This window comes from Pseudooceanicola nanhaiensis DSM 18065, from assembly GCF_000688295.1.
GTDB classification, from domain to species: domain Bacteria; phylum Pseudomonadota; class Alphaproteobacteria; order Rhodobacterales; family Rhodobacteraceae; genus Pseudooceanicola; species Pseudooceanicola nanhaiensis.
Genome location: NZ_JHZF01000013.1, coordinates 170,031 through 195,239 on the forward strand (window position 1 = coordinate 170,031; position 25,209 = coordinate 195,239).

Genomic DNA, 25,209 nt, shown 5'->3' on the forward strand with positions numbered 1-25,209 from the left:
GGGTCGGGGCATGAGCATGACCGACGACACCCGCGCCTTCCTTGTCAGCCTCTTCGACGCCGCCGTGGCCGCGGCCGACCCCGGTGAGGCGCTGAAGGCGCATCTGCCTGAAAAACCTGTAGGAAAGACCGTGGTGATCGGTGCCGGGAAGGGCGCCGCACAGCTTGCCGCGGCCTTCGAGGACGCATGGGGCGCGCCGGTCGAGGGCGTCGTCGTCACCCGCTACGGCTATGCCGCCCCCTGCCGCCGGCTGAAGGTGATCGAGGCCGCGCACCCGGTGCCGGACGCCGCCGGAGAGGCCGCGACTCGGGAGGTCCTGGCGGCGCTCGACGGGCTGACGGAGGACGACCTCGTCGTGGCGCTGATCACCGGCGGCGGCTCCGCGCTGCTGGCCGCGCCGCCGGACGGGCTGACGCTGGCGGACGAGGCGGCGCTGAACGAGGCGCTCCTGTCCTCGGGCGCGCCGATCTCGGCCATGAACGCGATCCGCAAGCAGGTCAGCCGGGTCAAGGGCGGCCGCCTTGCCGCCGCCGCGGCGCCTGCGCGCGTGGTGACGCTGGTGGTGTCGGACGTGCCGGGCGACGACCCGGCCGAGGTCGCCTCGGGCCCCACGGTCCCGAGCCGCACGGGACGGGCCGAGGCGCTGGCGGCGATCCGGACCTACGGGATCGCCCTGCCGGACCGGATCATCCGCCACCTGGACGCGGCCCCCGAGGACGCCCCCGCCCCCGACGACACGGCCTTTGCCCGGAACGAGGTGCAGGTCATCGCCTCCGCCGCCCGCTCGCTCGAGGCGGCGGCCGCGCGTGCCGCGGCGCAGGGGGTGCCGGCCGTGATCCTGTCCGACGCGGTCGAGGGCGAGGCGCGCGAGGTCGCCAAGGTCCATGCCGCCATCGCGCGTGAGGTCGCCCGACGCGACCGCCCCTTCGCGAAGCCGGTGGTGATCCTGTCGGGCGGAGAGACGACCGTCACGCTCAGGGGCAAGGGCGGACGCGGCGGCCGCAACAGTGAATTCCTGCTGTCGCTCGCCATCGCGCTGGAGGGTGTGCCCGGCGTGGCGGCGCTGGCCGCGGACACCGACGGGATCGACGGGTCCGAGGACAACGCCGGGGCCTTCGCGGATGGCGAGACCACGGCCGAGATGCGTGCGGCGGGCATCGACCCCGCCGAGGCGCTCGGCGCCAACGACGCCTGGGGTGCCTTCGACGCGGCGGGGCTGCTGTTCGTGCCGGGACCGACCGGCACGAACGTCAACGACTTCCGCGCGATCCTGGTGCGCTGAGGCTCACTCGCCGTTCAGGCAGACCATCAGCGCATCGGCGATGCCCGTCACCAGCCGCCCGTAGAGCGCCGGGCCGGGTTCGAGCTGCGCGCCGATCGGGTCGAGCGTGCCGGTCCGCAGGTTCAGGTCCTCGGCCAGCGTCGCCACCTGCCGGGGATTGAACTGCGGCTCCGCGAACAGGCACGAGACCCCTTCGCGCTGCACCATCTCGCGCAGGGCCGCGACGCGGGCGGGTCCGGGCTCCACCGCGTCCGAGGCCGACAGCGCGCCCCGGGCACGAATGTCGAACCGGTTCTCGAAATACTGGTAGGCGTCGTGGAAGGTGATGAAGCCGCGGGGCGTGTCCTTCAGCCGGACCGCGATGGTCACGTCGAGCGTCCCGAGCTCCTCGGCCGTCCTTTCGGCATTGGCGCGGTAGGCGACGGCATTCTCGGGATCGGCCTCCGCAAGGATCTCGGCAATGGCGCGCAGCCACGTCTGGGCGTTGCGCGGGTCGAGCCAGGCATGCGGATCGGTGCCGTGAGCCGCGTGGTCATGATCGTCATGCCCGGCCGCTTTCGCGTGATCGTCGTGCCCGTCTGCGTGGTCGTGATCGTCGTGCCCGTCTGCGTGGTCGTGATCGTCGTGCCCGGCCGCGTGCTCGTCATGCCCGTCCGCATGCTCGTGCCCCTCGCCACCATGGTCGTGCGGCGCGAAATTGCCGCCTTCCCGGACCGGCAGCAGGATCGAGCCCTCGAGGTCCAGCATCTCGACCGACGTCGCGTCCGGCGCGAGGGTTTCGACCGTCTCGCCCAGCCACGGCGTGTCCTCCTCCCCGATCCAGAACACCACGTCCGCATTGGAGATCTTCCTCGCTTCCGAGGGTTTGAGCGCGTAATGGTGCGGCGAAACGCCCGGCTCGATGAGCAGGTACGGCTCTCCCACACCCTCCATGACCGAGGCCACGAGGGAATGGACCGGCGCGATGTCCGTCACGACATTCGGAACATCGGCAGCGGCAGGCGCGGCAAAGGCGATCAGGCTGGCGGTCAAAACGGTGCGCATCGGCAGGTCTCCGGGAATTTATGTCTGGTCACGGGCTATTTGATACATTATAACAATTCAAGATGAAAAACGACAGGACACCCATCGGCTTCCAAAGCCACGATCACGCGAGCTGCATCGCCTCGGCGCTGGACGTCGCGCAGGCGGAATGTGCGGCGCGGCGCCTCCAGTTCACGCCGGTGCGCCGGCGGGTGCTCGAGATCCTGCTGGAAAGCCACGTTGCGCTCGGCGCCTACGACGTGCTGGACCGGCTGGCGGCCGAGGGGCTGGGCTCCAAGCCGCCGGTGGCCTACCGCGCGCTGAACTTCCTCGTCGAGAACGGATTCGCGCACCGGATCGAACGGCTGAACGCCTTCATCGCCTGCGGCCATCCCGGCGAGGCCCATGCGCCCGCCTTCCTGATCTGCCGCGCCTGCGGGCAGGTGGCCGAGGCCGAGGCGCCCTCGCCCATCGAAGGCGCGGCCGGATTCGCGGTCGAGACCACGGTCGTGGAGGCCGAGGGTCTCTGCCCCGCCTGCCAGGTGGCCGCAGCGTGAGCGACCTGATCACCGCGCGCGGGCTGGCGAAACGCTACGGCGGGCGGCGGGTGCTGGACCATGTGGATTTCCGCCTCGCCCCCGGCGAGATCGTGACCATCGTCGGTCCGAACGGATCGGGCAAATCGACCCTGCTGCGGCTGCTTGCGGGGGCCGAGACGGCGAGCGCGGGCAGCATCTCCCGCATGCCGGGCCTGCGCCTCGGCTACGTGCCGCAGAAGCTGCACGTGGACCCGACCCTGCCGCTCACCGCCCGCCGGTTCCTCGATCTGCCGCACCGCGCCGACCCGGCCGCGGCGCGCGCCGCCCTGCTGCGCGTGGGGCTCGAGGACGGCGTGGAGAAAACCCAGATGTCGGACCTCTCGGGCGGGCAGTTCCAGCGGGTCCTGCTGGCCCGGGCGCTGCTGCAGGACCCCCATGTGCTGATGCTGGACGAGGCGACGCAGGGGCTGGACCAGCCCGGTTCCGCCGCCTTCTACCGGCTGATCGAGGACCTGCGCCGCGACCTCGGCTGCGCGGTGCTCATGGTCAGCCACGAACTCCACGTGGTGATGAGCGCGAGCGACCGGGTGATCTGCCTGAACGGCCACGTCTGCTGCGAGGGCGCGCCCGAGCATGTCTCCTCCGCGCCCGAGTACCGGGCATTGTTCGGCAGCGGGACGCAGGGTGCGCTGGCGCTCTACCGGCACGATCACGACCATCACCACGATCATGCGCATGACCATGACCATGCGCATGACCACGGGCACCACGGAGCGCATTGATGCTCGACGATTTCCTGATCCGTGCGGCGCTGGCGGCGCTCGGCGTGGGGCTGGTGGCCTCGACCCTGGGCTGTTTCGTGGTCTGGCGCCGGATGGCCTATTTCGGCGACGCCACGGCCCATGCGGCGATCCTGGGCGTCGCGCTGTCGCTGGGCCTCGCGCTGCCGGTGACATGGGGCGTGCTCGCGGTGGCGCTGGCGATGGCGCTGATCATCGCGGCGCTGTCGGACCGGCGGCAGGGCATGGACACGGTGCTGGGGGTGCTCGCGCATTCCGCCCTGGCCATCGGCCTGATCGCGGTGACCTTCGTGCCGGGGGCGCGGCTCGACCTCGAATCCTACCTCTTCGGCGACATCCTGTCGGTGTCGCGCGGCGATCTGGCGGTGATCTGGGGCGGTGGCGCGCTGGTGGCCGCCGTGCTGGCCTGGCGTTGGCAGGCGCTGCTGACGGCGACGGTGAACCCCGATCTCGCGGCGGCCTCGGGCATCGATCCGGGGCGGGAGAAACGGGTGCTGACGATCGCGCTGGCGGTGGTTGTCGCGGTCTCGATCAAGGTGGTGGGTGCGCTGCTGATCACGGCGCTGGTCATCATCCCGGCCGCCGCGGCCCGGCCCCTGTCCCGCACGCCCGAACAGATGGTGGCGGCGGCGGCAGGCATCGCCGCGGTGGCGGCGCTCGGCGGGCTCTGGCTGGCGTTCCGGCTGGACGCGCCCGCAGGGCCGAGCATCGTGGCGACGGCAGCGATGGTCTTCGCGGTGACGAATGTGCTGGGGCGACTGCGGGGGTAGGTCAGGTTTTCGACCTGTCCCGCGCGTGCCATCGGCTCCGGACACCTGCCCGGCTCCGGGATGCGTGGTCGCAGGCTCCATCCGCCCTGTCCACGCGTGCAGGCCGGACATCGGGACAAGCTCGCCCCCGTGCGCCGACCCGAAGGCGGAGATGCGGGCCGGGCTTCCGACCGGACCCCCCTGCCCGAAACGAAAACGCCCCCGCCTGAGGCGAGGGCGTCTCTCCATTACGAGACCAAAGCCCTCAGAGCCCGAGCTCTCCGGCCACCTGGTCGAGCGCGCCCTCGACCTTGCCGACCAGCTCGTCGATCTGCGGCTTGGTGATGATCATCGGCGGGCAGAAGGCCAGCGCGTCGCCCATGTTGCGGCAGATCAGGCCGGCCTCGAAGACCGCGGCGCCGACCCTGGCGCCAAGCGCGCCGGGCTTCTCGAGCGCGGTCTTCGCCTGCTTGTCGGTCACCAGCTCCAGCGCCGCGATCAGCCCGATGCCGCGCTTCTCGCCGACCAGCGGATGCGCGGTCAGCGCGCCCAGCTTCTCCTGCATGTAGGGGCCGACCTCGCGGACGTTGCCCAGGAGGTCGCGCTCCTCGATGATCTTCAGGTTCTCCAGCGCCACCGCCGCGGCGACCGGGTGGCCGCCGCCGGTGAAACCGTGCCCGAAGGTGCCGATGCGGTTCGATTCATCGGCGATCGGCTCGAAGACCTTGTCGTTCAGCATGATGGCCGAGATCGGCAGGTAGGACGACGACAGCTGCTTCGAGCTCACCATGATGTCGGGCTGCATCTCGCAGGTCTCCGAGCCCCACATGTTGCCGGTCCGGCCGAGCCCGTTGATCACCTCGTCGGCGATCAGCAGGATGTCGTATTTCTTCAGCACCTTCTGGATCTCGGCCCAGTAGCCCTTCGGCGGGACGATCACGCCGCCCGCGCCCATCACCGGCTCGCCGATGAAGGCGGCGATCGTGTCGGGGCCTTCGGCCAGGATCATCTCCTCGAGCTCCTGCGCGCGGCGCTTCGAGAAGTCCTCCTCGCTCTCGCCGTCCGCCGCCTCGCGCCAGTGGTGGGGCGAGCCGGTGTGCAGGAAGCCCGGCAGCGGCAGGTCGAAGGAGCCGTGGTTCGCCGGCAGCCCGGTCATCGAGCCCGAGGCGATGGTGATCCCGTGATAGCCCTTGATCCGGCTGATGATCTTCTTCCGCTGCGGCTGGCCCATGGCGTTGGCGCGGTACCAGATCATCTTGACGACGGTGTCGTTGGCCTCGGAGCCCGAGTTGGTGAAGAAGACCTTCGACATCGGGTTCTCGAGCTTCGGCGCCATCCCGATCAGCTTCTCGGCCAGCTCGATCGCCGGGGTGTGCGAGCGCATCGCGAAGGTGTGGTAATAGGGCAGCTCGGCCATCTGCTTCGCGGCCGCCTCGACGAGGCGCGGCTCGGAGAAGCCGATGCCCACGGACCAGAGCCCGGCCATAGCCTCGATGTACTGCTTGCCGTTGGTGTCCCAGACATGGACCCCCTCGCCCTTCGCCATGACCGTCGGACCGTTCTGCTGGAGCGCGCGGGCGTCGGTGTAGGGATGCATGTGGACGGCGGCGTCACGCGCCTCGATCGAATTCGGCAGGTGGTTCATGGCGGACCCTTTCGGCTATGCGCAGTTCTGCGACGAGTTGCGCCCCACCGGAGGAAAGAGTCAACCGCAGCCGGCGCACAGCCGCCTTACGCAGGTCTGTCGCGGCCCCCTCAGCTGCCTTCGTAGCCGAGCGCGGGCTCGAGCGCCTCCCAGGTCCGGTCCATGGGCCAGGCCTTCGCCGTCGGCATGGAGACATGGCCGTAGAAGAACGACAATTGCCATTCCGCCTGGAACTCCGTCGCCTGCGCGGCTCGGGCGAGGAACAGCGCCGAGGCGAGACCCGAGCGGTCAGCGCCGCTCTGGCAGTGGATCAGCAGCGGGCGCGGCAGCGTGTCGATCAGCTCCATCAGCCGGGCGAGCCGCTCGGGATCGGGCTCGGACCATGCGTCCAGCGCGAGATCCGCATGGGTCACGCCGCGCCTTTCGGTGACGGCGACCTCGCCGCGCCACCACCCGGCCGCCGGATCGGCGCCGCGCAGGTTCAGCACCGAGCGGATGCCATGGGCGGTGATCTCCCGGTCCAGCCGTTCCGGAGACAGCTGGGCCGAGCGATAGAGCAGCCCCGCCCGCACCTCGTGGAAGTTCCCCGTGACCTCGAGCCAGCCGCGCCAGAGCGCGGCCACCAGCAGAAGCAGTCCCGCCGCCTGCGCGGCGCGCATCACCCAGCGTCGCATTATCCGCCCCTCACATAGAGAAATCCGATTGTGACCGTCATGCACCCCGCCCGCACCCTCAGGCAAGCGACTCCGGCTGCGGCATCCTGCCCTTGCCCCGCCTCCGGGTAATTTTCTGTCGCCTTCTTCCACATCCCGGCGCGGCCTCTATAGTCGCCTGCGATGTCCGGCAGCCGACATGGCCTGAGCCGGACGAGCTACAGGGAGGCAACATGGACATCTCGAAACTCTTCTCGCTCGAAGGCCGGGTGGCGCTCATCACCGGCGGGTCCCGCGGCCTGGGCAAGCATTTCGCCGAGGCCTTCATCGCCGCGGGTGCGAAGGTCTACATCTCGTCGCGCAAGGCCGACGTCTGCTTCGAGACCGCCGAAGAGCTCGGCCCGAACTGCATCGCCCTGCCCGCCGACGTCTCGACCATGGAGGGGATCGAGAGCCTCGTCGCCCAGCTGAAGGAGCACGAGGACGGGCTCGACATCCTGGTCAACAACGCGGGTATCGCCTGGGGCGCCAGCTTCGACGAGTTCCCGGAAAAGGGCTGGGACCGCTCGATGGACCTCAACCTCAAGGCGCCGTTCTTCCTGACCCAGAAGCTGCGCGGGATGCTGAAGGCCCGCGCCTCGGCCGAGCGGCCCGCGAAGGTGATCAACATCGCCTCGATCGACGGGCAGCGGCTGAACCCCTGGGACACCTATGCCTACCACGCGTCTAAGGCCGGGCTGATCTACCTCACCCGGCGCGTCGCCGCCGAGTTGATCCAGGACCAGATCAACGTCACCGCCATCGCGCCCGGCGCCTTCGCCTCGGACATGAACACCGCCGCGCGGGATCACGGCGACGACGTCGGCAAGCGGATCCCGAACGGCCGGATCGGCAAGCCCGAGGACATCGCCGCCGCGGCGCTCTACCTTGCGGCGCCGTCCGGGGATTACGTCGTGGGCAACACGCTGACCGTCGACGGCGGTATCGTGAACGCCCATCTGGGCGGCTCGATCGACAAGTGAGCGCCGTGTGGCCGGGGTGCATGCCACCGGCCACACGCGAACGCGGGAGCTCCTGGAAGACCGTTCCGTCGACCTGGCGCAGACATACCGTCAGCACGCCTGTGTCCATCAGCGCAATCGTTGCAGGAAGAGAACGTTGTCAGTCACGGTTGCGCTTTGTCCGTCCGGCCCTGTGGCGGTTCGGGCAACGGGACAGAGGCATCGGTGCGTCCACGCCTCAGGCGAGAGCTGCATCGACGCGAGCGTATCCTCGGCTGTCGGGAAGCGGGTATCTTCGGGCGACCAGGACCAGGGCGCGCGCGAGGCGTGCTCCACGATCAGAATGTGACCGCCCGGCGTCACTCCCTCGGCGGCCCGTGCCAGCACTTCGCCACGGGGCCAGTCCCCGGGCGAATGCAGGAAGCTGGCGGTGACGAGGTCGAAGCGGCCCTCGGGACAGGAGAGGGCAAGATCGCGGGCCTCGAACCGGATGCGATCCGAAACCCCCGCGGCCTCGGCGTTGCGCGCGGCGATCCCGAGCGCAACGGACGAGACGTCGACCGCTGTCACCCGCCAGCCCTGCCGGGCCAGCCAGACGGCGTCGTCACCCCGGGCACAGCCGAGCTCGAGTGCCGAGCCGGGGCGCAAGGGCCCCGCAAACTGCGAAAGCGCCAGCCCCGGCTTGCCCGACGAGGTCTGCGGGCCCGTGGCGTAGATGTCGTTCCAGATGGTTTCGGTCTGCATCGGTTTTCTCCTTCAGGCGGCATCGGTGAGATCGGGATCGAAGATCAGCGACCGGTGCGCGGCGACCCCGGCCATCACGCCCGCCGCCGCTGCCAGCGTCGCATTGGCCATCGGGTTGGCGATATCCCCCGCCGCGAAGACGCCGGGAACGCTCGTGGCCTGCAGCGCGTCGACGGCGAGGTAGGGTCCGGTCGGGCCGTCTTTCGCGATGCAGCCGAGCGAGGCGCCCAGCTCGCTCGACGGTGCTGTCTGCGGCGCGACGAAAAGGCCCGCCGCGGCGATCTCGCGCCCGTCGGCCAGCCGCACCGCCTCGAGCGCCGGGGCCGGTCCGAGCAGCGCCGTGATCGGCGTGTCTTCGAGAGCGACGCCTCGGGCGGCCAGCATCCGGCGCGCCTCCGGGGCCGGCGCGAAGCTGCCTTGCGTGAAGAGCGTGGTCGGCCCCCAGTCGGGCAGCAGCATCGCCTGGTGCATCGCAGCCTCGCCGCTCGCCAGAACGCCCAACGGTCGCCGGTTCAACTCGTAGCCATGGCAGTACGGGCAATGCAGCACGCTCGCGCCCCAGCGCCGGGACAGGCCCGGCACGTCGGGCAGGGTGTCGCGCACACCGTAGGCGAGGATGAGCCGCCTGGCCGTGAGCGCCTCTCCGGCCGAGAGCGAAAGGCGGAAGCCGGCTCCCTGACGGGACGCATGCATCGCCTCGGCGTCCCGGAACGTCACGGTGGGATAGGCGCCAAGCTCGGCGCGCAGCGCATTCCTGATGTCCTCGGGGCGCCTGCCGTCCTGGCCGGGAAAGCCATGGGATGCGGCCGCGTATCGATTGCGTGGCGCTCCGGTGTCGAGCACGAGCACATTTCGCCGGGCCCGGGCCAGCTGCATGGCGGCCGAGAGCCCGGCGAAGCTGCCGCCGATGATGGCGACGTCGTGGTCCATGAAAGCGCCCCTCTGATCCGGTTTGATGCAACACGGAGAGTTACGTGATTCGGCAGAGGCCGGCAAGACACGAAACTTGAAATGTTGCGTGACGGGTGCTAGACATCGGGGACCGATAGAGGATCACGCCAGATGCCCCGCGACCTGCGCCTTTCCCGTATGCTGCATGTGCTCATCCACATGGACCGCCATGTGGCGCTCGCGACGTCAGAGCAGATATCGAAGATGATCTCGACCAATCCGGTGGTGGTGCGCCGGATGATGGGAGGCCTGCGCGACAGGGGCATCGTCACGTCGGAAAAAGGCCATGGCGGGGGCTGGAAACTTGCCCGGTCCCTGACCGACGTGACGCTGCGCGATGTCTACGAGGCCGTTGGTGCGCCGCCCCTGTTCAACATCGGTCCCAACGCGGACCCCTCCGGTTGCCTGGTCGAGAAGGCGGTGGATACCAGGCTCGACGCATCGCTGCGCGAGGTCGAGGCGCAGCTGCTTGCGCGGTTCGCCGAGATCCGGGTCGAGGACGTGGCAAAGGACTTTGAAGACCAGGTCGCCGATCAGGCGTCTGGCGGCCCCTCCTTCAGCGCCGGCCTGGAGCCGCAGTCCGAACCTGGCGCATGACTTGCGGCTCCGAAAGGCAATCGGCATCCGCGGGACGTCAGTCGACGATGCAAATCTGAGCCTCGTGACCGGTGCCGCATTGATCGACTGCTTCCGTGATCCGCGTTGTGGCGCAGAGCCGCGCGTGCTGCAGCTGCGCAGCAACTCCGTCGTCATGCCGCAATCGCACCGGGCAATCGCCGAATGACCGGAAAGTCCGCACATGAGACGCTCTGGCGAGCTGCAGCGAAGGTCGGCTTCGAGCCCAGAGTGACAGATGCTGCAAAGCAGCTAGATGATCCTTTGCTCCAGCTCGGCAGGATCTGCGACATCTACGTGCCAAAAGTCGCGCGCTTCGCCCGGTAGCTTCGCCAACACTCGCTCGAAGTCTCTCCGGTTGGTGGTTCGCCGAACCGCCCATGCCGTCGCCTCAATGGCATTGTCCGGCGTCAGGTTGTGGTTCACCCTCACCGCTTTGACCTCGGAAACGAGCTTTTCGCGGTCATAAAATTCAGCGCGGGGTTCCGTAACATCCCAGTTGTGCACGAAAATCGCACGAAGAACGGTCGGCAGGACACTTGCGAATTCCAAACCCTCTTGAGCGTTCAAACGACGCCGAAACACCTGCAGGACCGCATCGACCGCCGTGTACGCCATGTTGTCGGACTCAAGGGACATGCGCTCTTTCACATCATCGAGGAAAGCGCGCCATTCCTTGGAAGCGTGTCGATATGTCCATGGCATCGGCATGGGTAGCTGATCCCCTTCAACGGCATCGTTTCCCACACCGATATCGAAATTCACGAGATTTGTCGAATAGACGAATGACCGTTTCGTCCGCACCGCCGACGCTCGCGCCAGCCGCAGGGAATGGCCGCTTCGGCGCAGGTCGCCCGGTCAGAGGCAACGCTTCCGACGGAAAGGGCAGAGCTATGTGATACCGTCCGGGGGGATTTGGTGGAGCCTAGGGGGATCGAACCCCTGACCTCTTGCATGCCATGCAAGCGCTCTCCCAGCTGAGCTAAGGCCCCGTTACGGGCCGACCCTGCGGCCCGTTGCGGCTATCTAGTGTGGCGCGCGGAGAGGTTCAAGCAAAAAAACGGCGCCTGACGCCGCGGCCCGGACGGTCCCCGCGAACGACGAACGCCGCACCCGGGGGGCGCGGCGCTGCAAGGTCGGGAACCGGCGCAAAGGGCGCTCAGTCCTCGCTTTCATCGCTCGAGACATCAGCGATCTCGTCGAGCGAAACGTTGTCGTCGTCGTCATCGTCTTCCAGCAGATCGTCGTCCAGATCCACATCGACGTCGTCGTCGTCCTCGATCACGTCGTCGCTGTCGTCGTCCTTGGACCGGGTGCGGAGCTTCTTGGTCTCTGCGTCTTCGGCATCGGCGACGATCGTGCGCCCGCGGGCGGTGTCAATCTCGACCACCTCGCCCGTGTAGGGGCTGATGATCGGATTGGCGTTCAGGTCGTAAAACCGTTTGCCGGTGGTCGGGCAAACGCGCTTCGTGCCCCATTCTTCCTTGGGCATGGGTGATCCCCTTTTGGTGACATCTCTTGTCGGCGGTCCGCGCCACCTGCCATAACGGGATGGGGCTGTCAAAGCCTTTCCAGTAAAGCAGTCAGGGGCGGGGAACTACAGGCATATGGGGCAGCACATCCTCCCGGGCAACCCCCCGGTCGAGGTCAACCTGAAACGATCCGCCCGGGCGCGGAGAATCAGCCTTCGCGTGTCCGGCATCGACGGGCGGGTAACCCTGACGCTGCCCCGCGGCGTCAGCGAGCGCGAGGCGATGGCCTTCGCCAGCGAAAAGGCCGCATGGCTGCGCGGCCACCTCGACCGCCGCGCGCCGGTGGTGGAGGTCGGGATCGGCGCGCGCCTGCCCGTGGAGGGGATCGAACGCGACCTCCGCCCGGGCGCGGGCCGCGGCCTGAGGCTGACCGACGAGGCGCTGCTGGTCTCGGGCGATCCGGCGACGGCCGGGCGTCGGGCCGGGGCGTGGCTGAAGGCGCTGGCGCGGGACCGGCTGGCGGCGGCCTCGGACCTCTATGCGCAGAGGCTGGGGCGGAGCTATGCCCGGCTGACGCTCCGCGACACGCGGTCGAGATGGGGGTCCTGCACCGCGGACGGCGGGCTGATGTATTCGTGGCGGCTGGTGCTGGCGCCGCCCGAGGTGCTCTCCTACGTCGCCGCGCACGAGGTCGCGCACCTGGCCGAGATGAATCATTCCCCCGCCTTCTGGCAGGCGGTCGAGCGGATCCACGGCCCCTACAAGGCGCAGCGCGCGTGGCTGCGGCAGAACGGGGCCGCGCTGCACGCCTATCGGTTCGACTGACGGAGCGGCGGATTGACCGGCGCGCGGTTTGTGATCACACTCCCGCCATGCTGATCAACCCGCGCCCCGATCCCTCGCCCTCGGCCCATGACCGCACCTATCGCGGGCTGCGGACGCGCATCATGCATGGCGAGATCCCGCCCGGCGCGGCGCTGACCCTGCGCGGGATCGGCAAGGAATACGGCGTGTCGATGACCCCCGCGCGCGAGGCGGTGCGCCGGCTGGTGGCCGAGGGCGCGCTGACCCTCTCGGCCTCGGGACGGGTCGCGACGCCGGACCTGTCGAACGAACGCATCGAGGAGCTCGCCGCCCTGCGCGCGCTGATCGAGGTCGAGCTTGCCTCGCGCGCCCTGCCGCGGGCGCATCTGGCGCTGATCGACCGGCTGCAGACCATCAACGCCGCGATCGGCGACCGCGTCGACCAGCAGGACGCGGTCGGCTACATCCGCACCAACCTGGAATTCCACCGCACCCTCTACCTGCGCGCGCAGGCCCCGGCGATGCTGGCCATGGCCGAGACCGTCTGGCTCCAGCTCGGGCCCACGATGGCCAAGCTCTACGGCAGGATGCGGCGGCGGGAGGCGCCGCAATACCACCGGCACATCATCGCCGCACTGCGGGCGGGGGACGAGCCGGGCCTGCGCCTTGCCGTGCGCACCGACGTGACGCAGGGCCTGCGGATGCTGGTCTCGTGAGCGGGCTGACGCTGCACGGGTTCCGCTACTCGGTCTATGTCCGGGCCGTCCGGCTGGCGCTCGAGGAGCGCGGGCTCGCCTACGAGATGAACGAGGTGAACCCCTTCGCCGACGCGCCGGAGCTGAACCCGCATCCGATGAACCGGGTGCCGGTGCTCGACCACGGCACCTTCCGGCTGCACGAGACCGCGGCGATCCTGACCTATGTCGCCCGCGCCTTCCCCGGCCCGCCGCTGATCCCGGAGGAGGCCGCGGCGCAGGCCCGGATGGTGCAGGTGCAGGGGATCACGGATGCCTACGCCTATTGGCCGATGGTGCGGCTGGTCTATTCGGCCGGGGTATTCGCGCCCGCCCTGGGCCAGGAGCGCGACGGCGAGGCAGTGGCGCGGGGGCTCGCCATGGCGCAGCCGGTCCTGGCGATGCTCGAGACGATCGCCGCCGAAGGCCGGGTGCTCGACGGCGCCGGCCTGACCCTTGCCGACCTGCACCTCGCCCCGATGATCGCGGCCTTCACAGCCGCGCCCGAGGGCTACCGCGCGCTGGCCGCCCATCCGGCGCTGCATGGGTGGTGGCAGGCCATGGTCGGGCGGAGGAGCCTCGCCCGGACGGACCCGGGGCTGCCCGGCTGACGGGCACCCGCGCCGGTCAGGCGGCGAGGCCCTTGGACCCGATGTCGAGGAACTTCCTGCGCCGGTCCTCGATCAGCTTCTTGGCCGACAGACCGTCGAGCTGCGAGAGCATCTCGGTGATCGCCTTGCCGACCTCGACGATGGCCTTCGCGGAATCGCGATGCGCGCCGCCGAGGGGTTCGGGGATCACGCGGTCGATCACGGCAAGCTGCTTGAGGTCCTGCGCGGTCAGCCGCATCTGCTCGGCGGCCTCTCGCATCTTCTCGGAATCCTTCCACAGGATCGAGGCGCAGCCCTCGGGCGTGATGACCGAATAGACGGAATGTTCGAGCATCGCGACCCGGTTCGCCGTGGCGAAGGCCACCGCGCCGCCCGAGCCGCCCTCTCCGATCACGACCGAGATCACGGGCACGCCGATCTGCAGGCACTTCTCGGTCGAGCGGGCGATCGCCTCGGACTGGCCGCGCTCTTCCGCGCCCTTGCCGGGATAGGCGCCGGGGGTGTCGACCAGCGTGACGACGGGCAGGCCGAACTTGTTCGCCAGCTCCATCAGCCGGATCGCCTTGCGATAGCCCTCGGGCCGGGCCATGCCGAAGTTGCGTTCGATCCGCGACTTGGTGTCGTTGCCCTTCTCCTGCCCGATCACCACGACGGGGCGGTCGTTGAACCGTGCCAGCCCGCCCATCACGGCGAGGTCGTCGGCAAAGTTGCGGTCGCCCGCGAGCGGGGTGAAATCGGTGAACAGCGCGTCGATGTAATCGCGGCAATGCGGCCGGTCGGGATGGCGGGCCACCTGGCATTTCCGCCACGGCGTCAGCTCCTTGTAGAGCTTCACCAGCATGTCCGCCGCCTTCTTGTCGAGCTGCGCGGCCTCCTGTTCGACATCCGCCTCGGGGTTCTGCCGCGCCATGGCGCGCAGTTCCTCGGCCTTGCCTTCGATCTCGGCGAGGGGGCGTTCGAAGTCGAGGTAATTGGTCATCCGGGACCTCCATTGGCTTGGCTGCTATATGAAGCGCGGCGGGGCGCGATGCAACTCCGTCGCCGCTCACGCCGTTGTGCAGGAGTCGGAGACGCCGAGGAGGACACCCCATGACCGACCGTATCGAGATCCGCGACATCCCGGAGCGCCGCCTGATCGGCGTGCCGCACAAGGGGCCCTACGACCAGATCAGCGCCGCCTTTGCCCGGCTGGACGAGATCCTGGACCGCGACACGTTGCGGGCGCGGGCCGGTGCGATGGTGGCGCTGTTCCACGATTCCCCGGACGAGGTGCCGCCGGCCGAGTTGCGCAGCTTCGCCGCCGTCGAGATGGACCGCGGCACCGCCACGCCCGAGGGCGCGGAGGAGGTCATCCTGCCGGCCGGTCCCGCCGCGGTGCTGGCGCACCACGGGTCCTACACGGAGCTGCCCGCCGCCTACGACCGGCTGTTCGGGGAATGGCTGCCCGGGTCGGGGCGCAGGCCCGCGGGCCAGCCCTATGAGCTCTATCACAACACGCCCGACGAGGTCGCGGCGGACCGGCTCGTCACCGACATCCACCTGCCGCTGGAACCCTGACCCTCAGGCCGCGAGCAGGTCGAGCAGCGACACCTCCTGCGGGACGGCGCCACGCAGCAGCGCCGTCTCGGGTGCCGAGAGACAGCGCCGCGGCGCCCGGGCGGCCGGATCGAAGAGCTCGGTCGCGCGCTGGACGGCCGGGGGCAGTTCCGTCTGCCGGGCCTTTTCCGCATCCATGCTTTCGATCCAGAGCGAGCCTGCATTGATGATCTCGTGCCGGCGCATCACCACGATATGGTAACTGAGCCCGCCCATCGAGGGATCGGCGCGCGGCTCCCCGCGGCGGCTGAGGTCCGAGAACCGGGCCAGCACCTCGTCCGTGCCGAAGAAGGCTTCGCATTCCGGCCGCTTCACCAGCGCGCGCGTGCCGGGCGCGACGCGCAGCTTTTCGGTCAGCTTGCCGCCCGGGCCGTATTCCCCCGGCAGGAAGACGATCGGCGGCGGCGGCGGCGCGCCCGAGGGCAGGACCTTCATCCGCACGATGTGCAACACCTCCTGCGCGCCGTGGTCGCGGGTGATCAGCTTGTCGCCGGGGGCCAGCCATTCCACCGGGATCTCGCCGGTCGTGGCCAGCAGCATGGTGCCCGGCCCGATGCCGGAGAGGGTGTGTTCGTTCAGCATGCGCAACGCCTTTTTGCGCGACTATCACCGAACTGCCTTGCCATGGGGTTAAGCGCCGCGCTTGCCCGCACCGGCGCGCTCGTGCATCAAGGCGCGGATGGCGAAGCAACTGCCCTATAACACCATGCGCGAGATCTTTGCGCGCTTCCACGAGGCCGAGCCCGAGCCGAAGGGCGAGCTGGAGCACGTGAACGCCTACACGCTCGTCGTGGCGGTGGCGCTGTCGGCGCAGGCGACCGACGCGGGGGTGAACAAGGCGACCCGAAGGCTCTTCCAGGTGGCGGACACGCCCGAGAAGATGCTGGCGCTCGGCGAAGAGGGCCTGACCGAGCACATCAAGACGATCGGGCTGTTCCGCCAGAAGGCGAAGAACGTCATCAAGCTCTCCCGGATCATCGTCGAGGAATACGGCGGCGAGGTCCCCAATTCCCGCGCCGCGCTGCAATCCCTGCCCGGCGTGGGGCGCAAGACCGCGAACGTCGTGCTCAACATGTGGTGGCACTATCCGGCGCAGGCGGTCGACACCCATATCTTCCGGGTCGGCAACCGCACCGGAATCGCCCCCGGCAAGGACGTGGTCGCGGTGGAACACGCGATCGAGGACAACGTCCCGGCCGATTACCAGCTTCACGCGCATCACTGGCTGATCCTGCACGGGCGCTACATCTGCGTCGCGCGGAAACCCAAGTGCAATGCCTGCCTGATACGCGATCTCTGCCCATACGAGGACAAGACTCCATGAAAAAATACGACGTCGTCGGCATCGGCAACGCGATCGTCGACGTGATCACACGCTCGGACGATTCCTTTCTCGATCTCATGGGGATCCAGAAGGGCATCATGCAGCTGGTGGAGCGGGAACGGGGAGAGCTGCTCTACGGCTCGATGAAGGAGCGGGTCCAGACCCCCGGCGGATCGCTCGCCAACACCATCGCGGGGATCGGCAGCCTCGGGCTGGCCACCGGCTTCATCGGCCGGGTGCGCGACGATGCGCTCGGCAAGTTCTACGCCGAGGAGATGGAGCGCGGCGGCACCGATTTCGTCAACGCGCCCGTCGCGGGCGGAGAGCTTCCGACCTCGCGCTCGATGATCTTCGTCAGCCCCGACGGCGAACGCTCGATGAACACCTATCTCGGCATCTCCGCCGAGCTCGGGCCCGAGGACGTGTCGGAAGATGTCGCCTCCAACGCCCGGATCCTGTTCCTCGAAGGCTATCTCTACGACAAGCCCAAGGGCATGCAGGCCTTCGAGGCCGCCTCGCGCGCCACCCGCGCCGCCGGGGGGATGGCGGGGATCTCGCTGTCGGACCCGTTCTGCGTGGACCGGCACCGGCCAGAGTTCCGGCGGCTGGTGAAGGAGCTCGACTACGTCATCGGCAACGAACAGGAATGGCTGTCGCTCTACCAGACCGACGACCTTGGCTTCGCGCTCGAGACCGCGGCCTCGGAATCCGGTCTGATCGCCTGCACGCGCTCGGGCCATGACGTCGTGATCGTGCGCGGCGAGGAAGAGGCCGTGATCCCCGTCCGCCCCGTGACCCCCGTGGATGCGACGGGCGCGGGCGACCAGTTCGCCGCCGGGTTCCTCTACGGCCTCGCCACGGGGGCGGATCTGGCCGTCGCGGGCCGGATGGGCTGCGTTGCCGCCGCCGAGGTCATCGGCCATGTCGGCCCCCGGCCCCAGGCCGACCTGTCCGAACTGTTCCGCGCCGAAGGACTCCTCTAGCGCCGCACCGGGCCGCGGGCCCGGGCGCCTGCCGCGACCGCGCCGCCGACCCGGCACCCGTCCGGGGGCCCCGGGCCCGCGGCGCCTTTGCCCGCGAAAATGCCTCGTCGGGCGACATCCGGCATGGTTCAATGCCTCTCGCGCCACCGCGACCGAGGATTTTCAGCCCCCCTTGCATATCACATTCAAATAAACATATATGAATTCCACCCCGGCGACCGAAGCGAGACCAGAATGCCGCACGCCTCTTCCGCGATGAAAACCGTCCGCCGATACCTGCCCATACTCGAATGGGGCCGCAGCTACGACGGACAGACCTTCTCCAGCGACCTGATGGCCGCGATGATCGTCACGATCATGCTGATCCCGCAATCCCTGGCCTACGCGCTGCTGGCCGGGCTGCCCGCCGAGATGGGGCTCTACGCCTCGATCCTGCCGCTTGTCGCATACGCGATCTTCGGCACCTCGCGTGCGCTTGCCGTCGGGCCGGTCGCCGTCGTCTCGCTGATGACCGCCGCGGCCGTCGGCGCCATCGCCGAGGCGGGGACCATGGGCTATGCCACCGCCGCCATCACGCTGGCCTTCCTGTCGGGGCTGATGCTTCTGGCGCTCGGGCTCCTCCGGCTCGGTTTCCTCGCGAACTTCCTGTCGCACCCGGTGATCGCCGGCTTCATCACCGCCTCGGGCATCCTGATCGCGACATCGCAGCTCAAGCACATCCTCGGGGTGCCCGCCCACGGCGAGGCGCTGCCGGACCTGCTGATCTCGCTCCTGACGCACATCGGGCAGACGAACCCCTATACGCTGGCCATCGGCCTGGCCGCGCTGGCCTTCCTGTTCTGGGTCCGCAAGGGCCTGAAACCCCTGCTGCTGCGCACCGGGCTCCGGCCGCGCATGGCCGAGCTGCTGGCCCGCGCCGGGCCGGTCGCGGCGGTCGCGGTCTCGATCCTGCTGACCTGGGGGCTGGGGCTCGAAGCGAAGGGTGTGGCGATCGTCGGCGCGGTGCCGCAGGGCCTGCCGCCCTTCTCGCTGCCCTCGCTGGATCCGGGCCTGCTGCGCGAGCTTCTGGTGCCGGCGCTGCTGATCTCGATCATCGGCTTCGTCGAATCGGTCTCGGTCGCGCGCACCCTCGCCGCCAAGCGGCGGCAGCGGATCGTGCCGGACCAGGAGCTGATCGGCCTCGGCGCCTCGAACGTCGCGGCGGCCTTCTCGGGCGGCTACCCGGTCACCGGCGGCTTCGCGCGGTCGGTCGTGAACTTCGACGCGGGCGCCGAGACACCGGCAGCCGGGGCCTTCACCGCGCTCGGCATCCTGATCGCCGCGCTGGTGCTGACCCCGCTGCTCTATTTCCTGCCGAACGCCGTCCTCGCCGCCACGATCATCGTGGCCGTCCTGTCGCTGGTGGACCTGTCGATCCTGAAACGCGCATGGTCCTATTCGCACGTCGATTTCGCCGCCGTCGCCGCGACGATCCTGCTGACCCTGGTCTTCGGGGTCGAGATCGGCGTCTCGGCGGGCGTCGCCCTGTCGGTCGGGCTGCATCTCTACAAGACCTCGCGCCCGCATGTGGCCGAGGTGGGCCTCGTCCCCGGCACCCAGCATTTCCGCAACATCCGGCGGCACGACGTGGAGACGCACCCGAGCCTCCTGACCATCCGGATCGACGAGAGCCTCTATTTCGCCAACGCCGCCTTCCTGCAGGACCTCGTGATGGACCGTGTCGTCTGCGACCAGCCGATCCGCCATGTCGTGCTGATGTGCTCCGCGGTGAACGAGATCGACCTCTCTGCGCTCGAGACCCTGGAAGAGATCAACCACCGTCTCGGCGAGATGGACATCCGGCTGCACCTGAGCGAGGTGAAGGGTCCCGTGATGGACCGGCTGAAACGCTCCCACTTCCTCGACCAGCTGACGGGCGAGGTCTTCCTCGCGCAATACGATGCCTTCCGCCGGCTGACCGGACCGCAAGGGCCGGCACGGATTGACCCTGTGGCCGCCGGGGCCTAGATCCCGGCGTCATGGAATGGGTCGGCATCTGGAACACCGTTGACGGCACCCGCGGCTGGCGCTTCTCGGGCAGCGCGGTGAGCGGCACGCTCGACGCGGGCGCCTGCCGCGCGGTCTTCGGCGAGATCGACACCGACCGCATCCTCGTCGCCGGGGCCGAGAGCGCCCCGCCCGAGGCCCTGCCCGCCAAGGTCATGCCCGACCAGCTCATGACCGGCGCCGGCGCGCTGGTGCTGCCGGGGCTCGAACAGGGCAACCCGCGCCACCGGATCGACGGCGCACGGCTCACCGCGCTCGGGTTTCTCGCGCTGAACGGCGACTGGGACGGGGTGATCTGCATGCCCGGGTCCGTCACCCACTGGCTGAGCATCAGCGCGGGCGAGGCGGTCTTCCTGCAGAGCGCGCTGAGCCTGCGGCTCTCCGGCGCGCTCGGCCTGCCGGTCGAGACCCCGGACCCCGAGGCCGTCTCGGCCGCGCTCTCCCGCCCCGAACGGCTGGCCACGGCCCTGCGCAGCGCCGCGCTCGCGCGCTCCGGCGCAACCGCCACCGGCTGGCTGATCGGGGCCGAGCTGGCCGCCGCGAAACCGCTCTGGCTCGGCCAGCAGGTCGCGGTGCTGGGCGACGGCCCCGCCGCCGGCGCCTACCGTGCCGCGCTCGAGGCGCAGGGCATGGCCGTCACCGTCGCCTCGGCCGCCGCGATGGCCGAAAAGGGGATGACCGCGCTCGGGACGAAATTCGGCCTGACCCGCTAGGCTGACCCTGCGCCCGCCTTGCCTTGCTTCCCCGGCCGTGACACGCTTTTGCCCAAGATCGGGAGGAGCCCCATGGACCAAGTCACCGAGACCCTCGCCCCCGGCCTGCCCCAGACGGTCGAGCCCCGCAATCCGGGCATGGACCTCGACATGGACTGGGTGCGCGCCGTGCAGGCCAACACCTCGGCCATCGAGCGCCGCGCCGCGACCCTGCCGGGGCGGCGCTCCGTCAAGAAGGATTACCAGGCGGCCTGGCTCTTGAAGGCGATTACCTGCATCGACCTGACAACGCTGTCCGGCGACGACACCGAGGGCCGTGTCCGCCGGCTCTGCGCGAAGGCGAAACAGCCGGTCCGCGCCGACATCCTCGAAGCGCTCGGCGTCGAGGGGCTGACCACCGGCGCCGTCTGCGTCTACCACGAGATGGTGCCCGCCGCGGTCGCCGCGCTCGAAGGCACGAACATCCCCGTCGCCGCCGTGTCCACCGGCTTCCCCGCGGGCCTGTCGCCCTACCGCCTGCGCGTCGCCGAGATCGGCGAGAGCGTCGCCGCGGGCGCCAAGGAGATCGACATCGTCATCTCCCGCCGCCACGTCCTGACCGGCGACTGGCAGGCGCTCTACGACGAGATGCGCGAGTTCCGCGCCGCCTGCGGCGAGGCCCACGTGAAGGCGATCCTCGCCACCGGCGAGCTGGGCACGCTCCGCAACGTCGCCCGGGCGTCGCTCGTCTGCATGATGGCGGGGGCCGATTTCATCAAGACCTCCACCGGCAAGGAGGGGGTGAACGCCACCCTCCCCGTCTCCCTCGTGATGATGCGCGCGATCCGCGCCTATCACGAGCGCACCGGTTTCCGGGTCGGCTACAAGCCCGCGGGCGGGATCTCCAAGGCGAAGGACGCGGTGACCTACCTCGCGCTGGTGAAGGACGAGCTCGGCAACCGCTGGCTCCAGCCCGACCTCTTCCGCTTCGGCGCGTCGTCCCTGCTGGGCGACATCGAGCGCCAGCTCGAACACCATGTCACCGGCGCCTATTCCGCCGCCTGGCGGCACGCGGCGGGGTGATCGAGATGCAGACCCGAGGCGCCGCACAGACGAAGGAGGCCACCCGATGACCGTCAAGGAAATCTTCGACACCATGGACTACGGCCCCGCCCCCGAATCCGCCGAGGACGCGCTGGCCTGGATCGTCGACCAGGGCGCCAGCTTCGGCCATTTCATCGACGGCGCCTTCACCGAGCCCGGCGAGACCTTCGAGAGCCGCAACCCCGCGACCGGCGAGATCCTCGCCAACATCTCCCGCGGCACGCAGGCCGACGTGGACGCCGCCTTCGCCGCCGCCCGCAAGGCCCAGCCCGGCTGGGAAGGATCCGGCGGCCACGCCCGCGCCCGCGTCCTCTACGCCATCGCGCGGCTCCTGCAGAAGAACGCCCGCCTCTTCGCGGTGCTCGAGACGCTCGACAACGGCAAGCCGATCCGCGAGAGCCGCGACATCGACATCCCGCTCGCGCAGCGGCATTTCTACTATCACGCCGGCATGGCGCAGATCATGGAGACCGAGCTGCCCGACCGCCGCGCCATCGGCGTCTGCGGTCAGGTGATCCCGTGGAACTTCCCGCTGCTGATGCTGGCGTGGAAGATCGCGCCCGCCATCGCCATGGGCAACAGCGTGGTGCTGAAACCGGCCGAATACACCTCGCTCACCGCGCTCCTCTTCGCCGACATCTGCCGTCAGGCGGGCGTGCCGCCGGGCGTGGTGAACATCATCACCGGCGACGGCGCCACCGGCGAGATGATCGTCACCCATGACGAGGCCGACAAGGTCGCCTTCACCGGCTCCACCGAGGTCGGCCGCCGCATCCGCCGCGCCACCGCGGGCCAGGGCAAGGCGCTGACGCTGGAGCTGGGCGGCAAGTCCCCCTACATCGTCTTCGACGACGCCGACATCGACAGCGCCATCGAGGGGCTGGTGGACGCGATCTGGTTCAACCAGGGCCAGGTCTGCTGCGCCGGCTCCCGCCTGATCGTGCAGGAGGGCATCGCCGAGAGCTTCCACACCCGCCTCAAGGCCCGGATGGACAAGCTCCGCGTCGGCGATCCCCTCGACAAGTGCATCGACGTGGGCGCCATCGTGGATCCGGTGCAGCTCGACACGATCACCCGGCTGGTCGATGCGAACACCGCCGGTGAGGTCCACCGCGCCGCCTGCGACATGCCCGCCTCGGGCTGCTTCTACCCGCCGACGCTGATCACCGGCCTCGATCCCGCCGACCCGCTGATGCAGGAGGAGATCTTCGGCCCCGTCCTCGTCTCGACCACCTTCCGCACCCCCGCCGAGGCGGTGAGCCTCGCCAACAACACCCGCTACGGGCTCGCCGCGACGCTCTGGAGCGAGAACGTCAACCTCGCCCTCGACGTGGCGCCGAAGCTGAAGGCCGGCGTCGTCTGGGTCAACGGCACCAACATGTTCGACGCCGCCGCGGGCTTCGGCGGCGTGCGCGAAAGCGGCTTCGGCCGGGAAGGCGGATGGGAGGGGCTGACGGCCTACACCGCGCCGAAGGACAGCCCCGAGACGCTCGCCCCGCGCGAGGCCGAGACCGGCGAGAACGGGCCCGTCGAGGGGCTCGACCGCACCGCCAAACTCTATGTCGGGGGCAAGCAGGCGCGGCCCGACGGGGGCTATTCCCGGACGATCCACGGCCATGACGGCACGCCGCTCGGCCATGTCGGCCTCGCCAACCGCAAGGATGTGCGCAACGCCGTCGAGGCGGCGCAGGCCGCCGGGGCCTGGGCGAAATCGACCGGGCACCTGCGGGCGCAGATCCTCTACTACATCGCCGAGAACCTCTCGGCCCGCGCCTCGGAATTCGCCGCCCGCCTCGACGCGATGACCGGCCAGGATGGCGCGCAGGAGGTGCTGGCCGCCATCGACCGCCTCTTCACCTGCGCCGCCTGGGCGGACAAGTACGGCGGCGACGTCCGCGCCGTCCCGATTCGCGGCACGGCGCTGGCGATGCGCGAACCGACCGGCGTCATCGGCGCCCTCTGCCCGGACGAGGCGCCGCTGCTCGGCCTCGTCTCGGTCATGGGCCCGGCCATCGCCATGGGCAACCGCATGGTCCTCGTGGCCTCCGAGCCGCATCCCCTCGCCGCGACCGACTTCTACCAGGTGCTCGACACCTCGGACCTGCCCGGCGGGGTGGTGAACATCCTGACCGGCAGCCACGCCGAGCTGGGCCCCGTCATGGCGAAACACCTCGACCTCGACGCGGTCTGGAGCTTCTCCTCCACCGACCTCTCCGCGGTGATCGAACGCGAGAGCGCCGGCAACCTCAAGCGGACCTGGGTGAACAACGGCAAGGCGACCGACTGGGCGCGCCCCGACATCCACGCCTTCCTCGACGCGGCAACCGAGGTGAAGACCGTCTGGATCCCCTACGGCGAATGACCTGGCCGGCCCCGGCTGCGCTGCCTCCGGCGGGAGCATTTGCGGAACGACAAAGGGGGGCGCTGCGCCCCCCTCCTTCCTCTGGTCCATGTATCCCGGGGGAGTCGCCCTCAGGGCGACGGGGGCAGCGCCCCCTGACGGGCCGCCATCCGCACGCGCCTCGGGCAGTCAAGCCGGGCGCGCGCGCCGTCGGTGGCAGGGCAAGCAACAGCGGGTCCGGCCCCCCACCCCGCCGGTCACATCGGGATCGGCATGATCTCCGCGACCTCGACCGAGCCGCCCCCGGCCACCATCGGGTTGCCCCTGGCCATCTCGCAGGCGGTCGCGATGTCCGGCGCCTCGACGATCGAGTAGCCGAAGGCGGCGTTCGGGACATCGTCCACCACGCCCTCGGCGGTCACCGCTTTCGATTTCCCGACCGGCTCGCCGGGGTTGGTCATGGCCGGTCCGACCTTCTCCATCCAGTCGCCCCAGGCCTTCATCCCGGCCTCCTGCTCCTCGGGCGTGACGGGGACGGAGTCGGCGGATCCGTGGTATATGTAGAGATACTGAGGCATTCTGTTTTCCTTTCGGGTCAAAGAATTTCGGGAAGACGTCGGGCGACGCCCCTCGGGTCACTCCTGAAGCGTCGGGTTCGGATCGAGCAGGACGTCCAGCTTGCGGAGCGTCGAGAGCCAGCCCCGCGTGTGGCTCTGCGCCGTCTCGACCGAGTCGAGCGCGCGGTGCGTGAGCGTCAGGCGCGCGCCGGTCGCGGTCTCCTCGACGGTGAAGGTCACGTGGCTCTCCGCCCCGCGGGTCCCGTCCGGGTCGTGCCAGGCCCAGGTGAAGCCGACAGAGCCGGCCCGGCCTTCGGGCGGGCGGACCGAGGTGATCTGGCCCGAGACGTGGAAACGGTCGCCGCTTTCCTTGCCGACCATCACGCAATGCCACGGCCCGGTCCGGCGGAAATCCATCTCGCATTCCGCGAGATAGACACCCTCGGGTCCGAACCACTGGATCAGCTGGACCGGTTCGGTCACCGCGCGCCAGAGACGCGCCAGCGCCACGGGATAGTCGCGGACGAATTCCACGTCCGCCGTTTCGGCATCCTTCATCGCTCTCCCTCCCCGGGATCGAGCGCGAGGAGCGTGTCGAGCCGGTCGAGGCTGGTGCTCCAGAACGCGCGGTGGTCCATGGTCCAGTCCACGATGGCGCGCAGCGCCTCGGGGCGGACGGCATAGAAGCGATGCGTGCCCTGCGCCCGCTGCTCCACCAGCCCCGCCTCGCGCAGCACCTTCAGGTGGCGCGAGATGGCGGGAGCGGAGATCGCGGCCTCGGCCACCAGATCGCCCGCGGGCAGCTCGCCCCGGCGGATCAGGGTCTCGACCAGCGACAGGCGGGTCGGGTCGGACAATGCGGCAAAGGTTCGGGTCAGATCGCTCATGACCCGAATATTCGCGATTCGGTTAATTAACGCAAGTGTTAATTTATGGGTGCCGG

At 69.6% G+C, this 25,209-nt stretch carries 28 protein-coding genes and 1 tRNA gene; 16 read left to right on the top strand and 13 right to left on the bottom strand.

The genetic code is table 11. From position 1 onward, the window contains the following. The first annotated feature begins 16 nt into the window (after positions 1 to 16). Positions 17 to 1,282, top strand: coding sequence for a glycerate kinase type-2 family protein (locus Q344_RS0110910; RefSeq protein ID WP_028286729.1), 1,266 nt, complete (start codon positions 17 to 19; stop codon positions 1,280 to 1,282). Positions 1,283 to 1,285: 3 nt separating this feature from the next. Here the strand turns inward: Q344_RS0110910 and Q344_RS0110915 are convergent, their stop codons facing one another. After that, entirely contained in the window at positions 1,286 to 2,326 is a 1,041-nt protein-coding gene (locus Q344_RS0110915) for a zinc ABC transporter substrate-binding protein (protein WP_036539110.1), read from the bottom strand. Between the two features lie 62 nt (positions 2,327 to 2,388). On the opposite strand from Q344_RS0110915, the gene Q344_RS0110920 reads away from it, so the two are divergent. Genes Q344_RS0110920 through Q344_RS0110930 form a run of 3 tightly spaced genes read left to right on the top strand, consistent with a single transcriptional unit; the run spans position 2,389 to position 4,414 of the window. Further along, positions 2,389 to 2,862, top strand: a complete 474-nt coding sequence (locus tag Q344_RS0110920; protein WP_028286731.1) for a helix-turn-helix domain-containing protein — start codon at positions 2,389 to 2,391, stop codon at positions 2,860 to 2,862. Further along, positions 2,859 to 3,626 (top strand): ATP-binding cassette domain-containing protein, encoded by a 768-nt coding sequence (locus tag Q344_RS0110925; RefSeq protein ID WP_028286732.1) that lies wholly within the window; start codon positions 2,859 to 2,861, stop codon positions 3,624 to 3,626. The genes Q344_RS0110920 and Q344_RS0110925 overlap by 4 nt, the downstream gene beginning before the upstream one ends. Next, the gene (locus tag Q344_RS0110930) at positions 3,626 to 4,414 is read left to right on the top strand and encodes a metal ABC transporter permease (protein ID WP_028286733.1); all 789 of its coding nucleotides are present in this window, start codon (positions 3,626 to 3,628) and stop codon (positions 4,412 to 4,414) included. The genes Q344_RS0110925 and Q344_RS0110930 overlap by 1 nt, the downstream gene beginning before the upstream one ends. A 244-nt stretch (positions 4,415 to 4,658) precedes the next feature. Here the strand turns inward: Q344_RS0110930 and Q344_RS0110935 are convergent, their stop codons facing one another. Further along, positions 4,659 to 6,038, bottom strand: coding sequence for an aspartate aminotransferase family protein (locus tag Q344_RS0110935; RefSeq protein WP_028286734.1), 1,380 nt, complete (start codon positions 6,036 to 6,038; stop codon positions 4,659 to 4,661). A gap of 110 nt (positions 6,039 to 6,148) precedes the next feature. After that, positions 6,149 to 6,712, bottom strand: coding sequence for a tyrosine-protein phosphatase (locus Q344_RS0110940; RefSeq protein WP_051630572.1), 564 nt, complete (start codon positions 6,710 to 6,712; stop codon positions 6,149 to 6,151). A 212-nt stretch (positions 6,713 to 6,924) separates the two neighbouring features. Here Q344_RS0110940 and Q344_RS0110945 point away from each other — a divergent pair, with 212 nt between their 5' ends. Then, a complete protein-coding gene (locus tag Q344_RS0110945) occupies positions 6,925 to 7,713 on the top strand; it encodes an SDR family oxidoreductase (protein WP_028286736.1) in 789 nt (262 codons plus the stop codon). A gap of 108 nt (positions 7,714 to 7,821) precedes the next feature. On the opposite strand, the gene Q344_RS0110950 is transcribed toward Q344_RS0110945, so the two are convergent. Together Q344_RS0110950 and Q344_RS0110955 are read right to left on the bottom strand one after the other, a co-directional pair. Beyond that, on the bottom strand, positions 7,822 to 8,436 hold the full coding sequence (locus Q344_RS0110950) for an SAM-dependent methyltransferase (protein ID WP_028286737.1): 615 nt from the start codon (positions 8,434 to 8,436) through the stop codon (positions 7,822 to 7,824). A 12-nt stretch (positions 8,437 to 8,448) separates the two neighbouring features. Next, entirely contained in the window at positions 8,449 to 9,366 is a 918-nt protein-coding gene (locus tag Q344_RS0110955) for an NAD(P)/FAD-dependent oxidoreductase (protein WP_028286738.1), read from the bottom strand. Positions 9,367 to 9,498: 132 nt separating this feature from the next. On the opposite strand from Q344_RS0110955, the gene Q344_RS23765 reads away from it, so the two are divergent. Further along, positions 9,499 to 9,984 (top strand): RrF2 family transcriptional regulator, encoded by a 486-nt coding sequence (locus Q344_RS23765; RefSeq protein ID WP_051630574.1) that lies wholly within the window; start codon positions 9,499 to 9,501, stop codon positions 9,982 to 9,984. Between the two features lie 270 nt (positions 9,985 to 10,254). Here Q344_RS23765 and Q344_RS0110965 read toward each other — a convergent pair whose 3' ends face one another. The 3 genes from Q344_RS0110965 to Q344_RS0110975 all read right to left on the bottom strand — a co-directional run bounded on the left by Q344_RS0110965 (position 10,255) and on the right by Q344_RS0110975 (position 11,494). Continuing rightward, entirely contained in the window at positions 10,255 to 10,767 is a 513-nt protein-coding gene (locus Q344_RS0110965) for a DUF2267 domain-containing protein (protein WP_308423369.1), read from the bottom strand. Between the two features lie 151 nt (positions 10,768 to 10,918). After that, a tRNA-Ala gene (locus Q344_RS0110970) sits at positions 10,919 to 10,994 on the bottom strand. 167 nt (positions 10,995 to 11,161) lie between these two features. Then, the gene (locus Q344_RS0110975; RefSeq protein WP_028286740.1) at positions 11,162 to 11,494 is read right to left on the bottom strand and encodes a TIGR02300 family protein; all 333 of its coding nucleotides are present in this window, start codon (positions 11,492 to 11,494) and stop codon (positions 11,162 to 11,164) included. 115 nt (positions 11,495 to 11,609) lie between these two features. Here Q344_RS0110975 and Q344_RS0110980 point away from each other — a divergent pair, with 115 nt between their 5' ends. Genes Q344_RS0110980 through Q344_RS0110990 form a run of 3 tightly spaced genes read left to right on the top strand, consistent with a single transcriptional unit; the run spans position 11,610 to position 13,623 of the window. Next, entirely contained in the window at positions 11,610 to 12,299 is a 690-nt protein-coding gene (locus Q344_RS0110980; protein ID WP_028286741.1) for a M48 family metallopeptidase, read from the top strand. Positions 12,300 to 12,346: 47 nt separating this feature from the next. After that, positions 12,347 to 12,994: a GntR family transcriptional regulator gene (locus tag Q344_RS0110985; protein WP_028286742.1), complete on the top strand. Its 648-nt coding sequence runs from the start codon at positions 12,347 to 12,349 to the stop codon at positions 12,992 to 12,994. Beyond that, a complete protein-coding gene (locus tag Q344_RS0110990; protein ID WP_028286743.1) occupies positions 12,991 to 13,623 on the top strand; it encodes a glutathione S-transferase family protein in 633 nt (210 codons plus the stop codon). Before Q344_RS0110985 ends, Q344_RS0110990 begins: the two co-directional genes overlap by 4 nt. 16 nt (positions 13,624 to 13,639) lie before the next feature. Here the strand turns inward: Q344_RS0110990 and Q344_RS0110995 are convergent, their stop codons facing one another. Continuing rightward, positions 13,640 to 14,602 (bottom strand): acetyl-CoA carboxylase carboxyltransferase subunit alpha, encoded by a 963-nt coding sequence (locus Q344_RS0110995; RefSeq protein ID WP_028286744.1) that lies wholly within the window; start codon positions 14,600 to 14,602, stop codon positions 13,640 to 13,642. Between the two features lie 110 nt (positions 14,603 to 14,712). On the opposite strand from Q344_RS0110995, the gene Q344_RS23770 reads away from it, so the two are divergent. Continuing rightward, a complete protein-coding gene (locus Q344_RS23770) occupies positions 14,713 to 15,180 on the top strand; it encodes an AraC family transcriptional regulator (protein ID WP_051630576.1) in 468 nt (155 codons plus the stop codon). A 3-nt stretch (positions 15,181 to 15,183) separates the two neighbouring features. On the opposite strand, the gene Q344_RS0111005 is transcribed toward Q344_RS23770, so the two are convergent. After that, positions 15,184 to 15,801 (bottom strand): Hint domain-containing protein, encoded by a 618-nt coding sequence (locus tag Q344_RS0111005; protein WP_028286745.1) that lies wholly within the window; start codon positions 15,799 to 15,801, stop codon positions 15,184 to 15,186. 97 nt (positions 15,802 to 15,898) lie between these two features. On the opposite strand from Q344_RS0111005, the gene nth reads away from it, so the two are divergent. The 6 genes from nth to Q344_RS0111035 all read left to right on the top strand — a co-directional run bounded on the left by nth (position 15,899) and on the right by Q344_RS0111035 (position 23,730). Next, on the top strand, positions 15,899 to 16,543 hold the full coding sequence (gene nth / locus Q344_RS0111010; protein WP_028286746.1) for an endonuclease III: 645 nt from the start codon (positions 15,899 to 15,901) through the stop codon (positions 16,541 to 16,543). After that, positions 16,540 to 17,526, top strand: a complete 987-nt coding sequence (locus Q344_RS0111015; protein ID WP_028286747.1) for an adenosine kinase — start codon at positions 16,540 to 16,542, stop codon at positions 17,524 to 17,526. The genes nth and Q344_RS0111015 overlap by 4 nt, the downstream gene beginning before the upstream one ends. 255 nt (positions 17,527 to 17,781) lie before the next feature. Beyond that, positions 17,782 to 19,533 (top strand): SulP family inorganic anion transporter, encoded by a 1,752-nt coding sequence (locus Q344_RS23775; RefSeq protein ID WP_156954721.1) that lies wholly within the window; start codon positions 17,782 to 17,784, stop codon positions 19,531 to 19,533. A gap of 11 nt (positions 19,534 to 19,544) precedes the next feature. Continuing rightward, positions 19,545 to 20,285 carry a 2-dehydro-3-deoxygalactonokinase gene (locus Q344_RS23780; RefSeq protein ID WP_051630578.1) on the top strand — a complete coding sequence of 247 codons (741 nt, stop codon included), beginning with the start codon at positions 19,545 to 19,547 and terminating at the stop codon, positions 20,283 to 20,285. Between the two features lie 72 nt (positions 20,286 to 20,357). Continuing rightward, the gene (gene deoC / locus Q344_RS0111030; RefSeq protein WP_028286748.1) at positions 20,358 to 21,347 is read left to right on the top strand and encodes a deoxyribose-phosphate aldolase; all 990 of its coding nucleotides are present in this window, start codon (positions 20,358 to 20,360) and stop codon (positions 21,345 to 21,347) included. Positions 21,348 to 21,393: 46 nt separating this feature from the next. Then, the gene (locus tag Q344_RS0111035; protein ID WP_028286749.1) at positions 21,394 to 23,730 is read left to right on the top strand and encodes an aldehyde dehydrogenase family protein; all 2,337 of its coding nucleotides are present in this window, start codon (positions 21,394 to 21,396) and stop codon (positions 23,728 to 23,730) included. Positions 23,731 to 23,966: 236 nt separating this feature from the next. On the opposite strand, the gene Q344_RS0111040 is transcribed toward Q344_RS0111035, so the two are convergent. From Q344_RS0111040 to Q344_RS0111050, 3 genes are read right to left on the bottom strand one after another with little or no spacing between them, the layout of a single operon-like run. Further along, positions 23,967 to 24,287, bottom strand: coding sequence for a YciI family protein (locus tag Q344_RS0111040; RefSeq protein ID WP_028286750.1), 321 nt, complete (start codon positions 24,285 to 24,287; stop codon positions 23,967 to 23,969). Positions 24,288 to 24,344: 57 nt separating this feature from the next. After that, positions 24,345 to 24,824 (bottom strand): SRPBCC family protein, encoded by a 480-nt coding sequence (locus Q344_RS0111045; protein WP_028286751.1) that lies wholly within the window; start codon positions 24,822 to 24,824, stop codon positions 24,345 to 24,347. Next, on the bottom strand, positions 24,821 to 25,153 hold the full coding sequence (locus tag Q344_RS0111050) for an ArsR/SmtB family transcription factor (protein ID WP_028286752.1): 333 nt from the start codon (positions 25,151 to 25,153) through the stop codon (positions 24,821 to 24,823). Before Q344_RS0111050 ends, Q344_RS0111045 begins: the two co-directional genes overlap by 4 nt. Positions 25,154 to 25,209 lie beyond the last annotated feature (56 nt).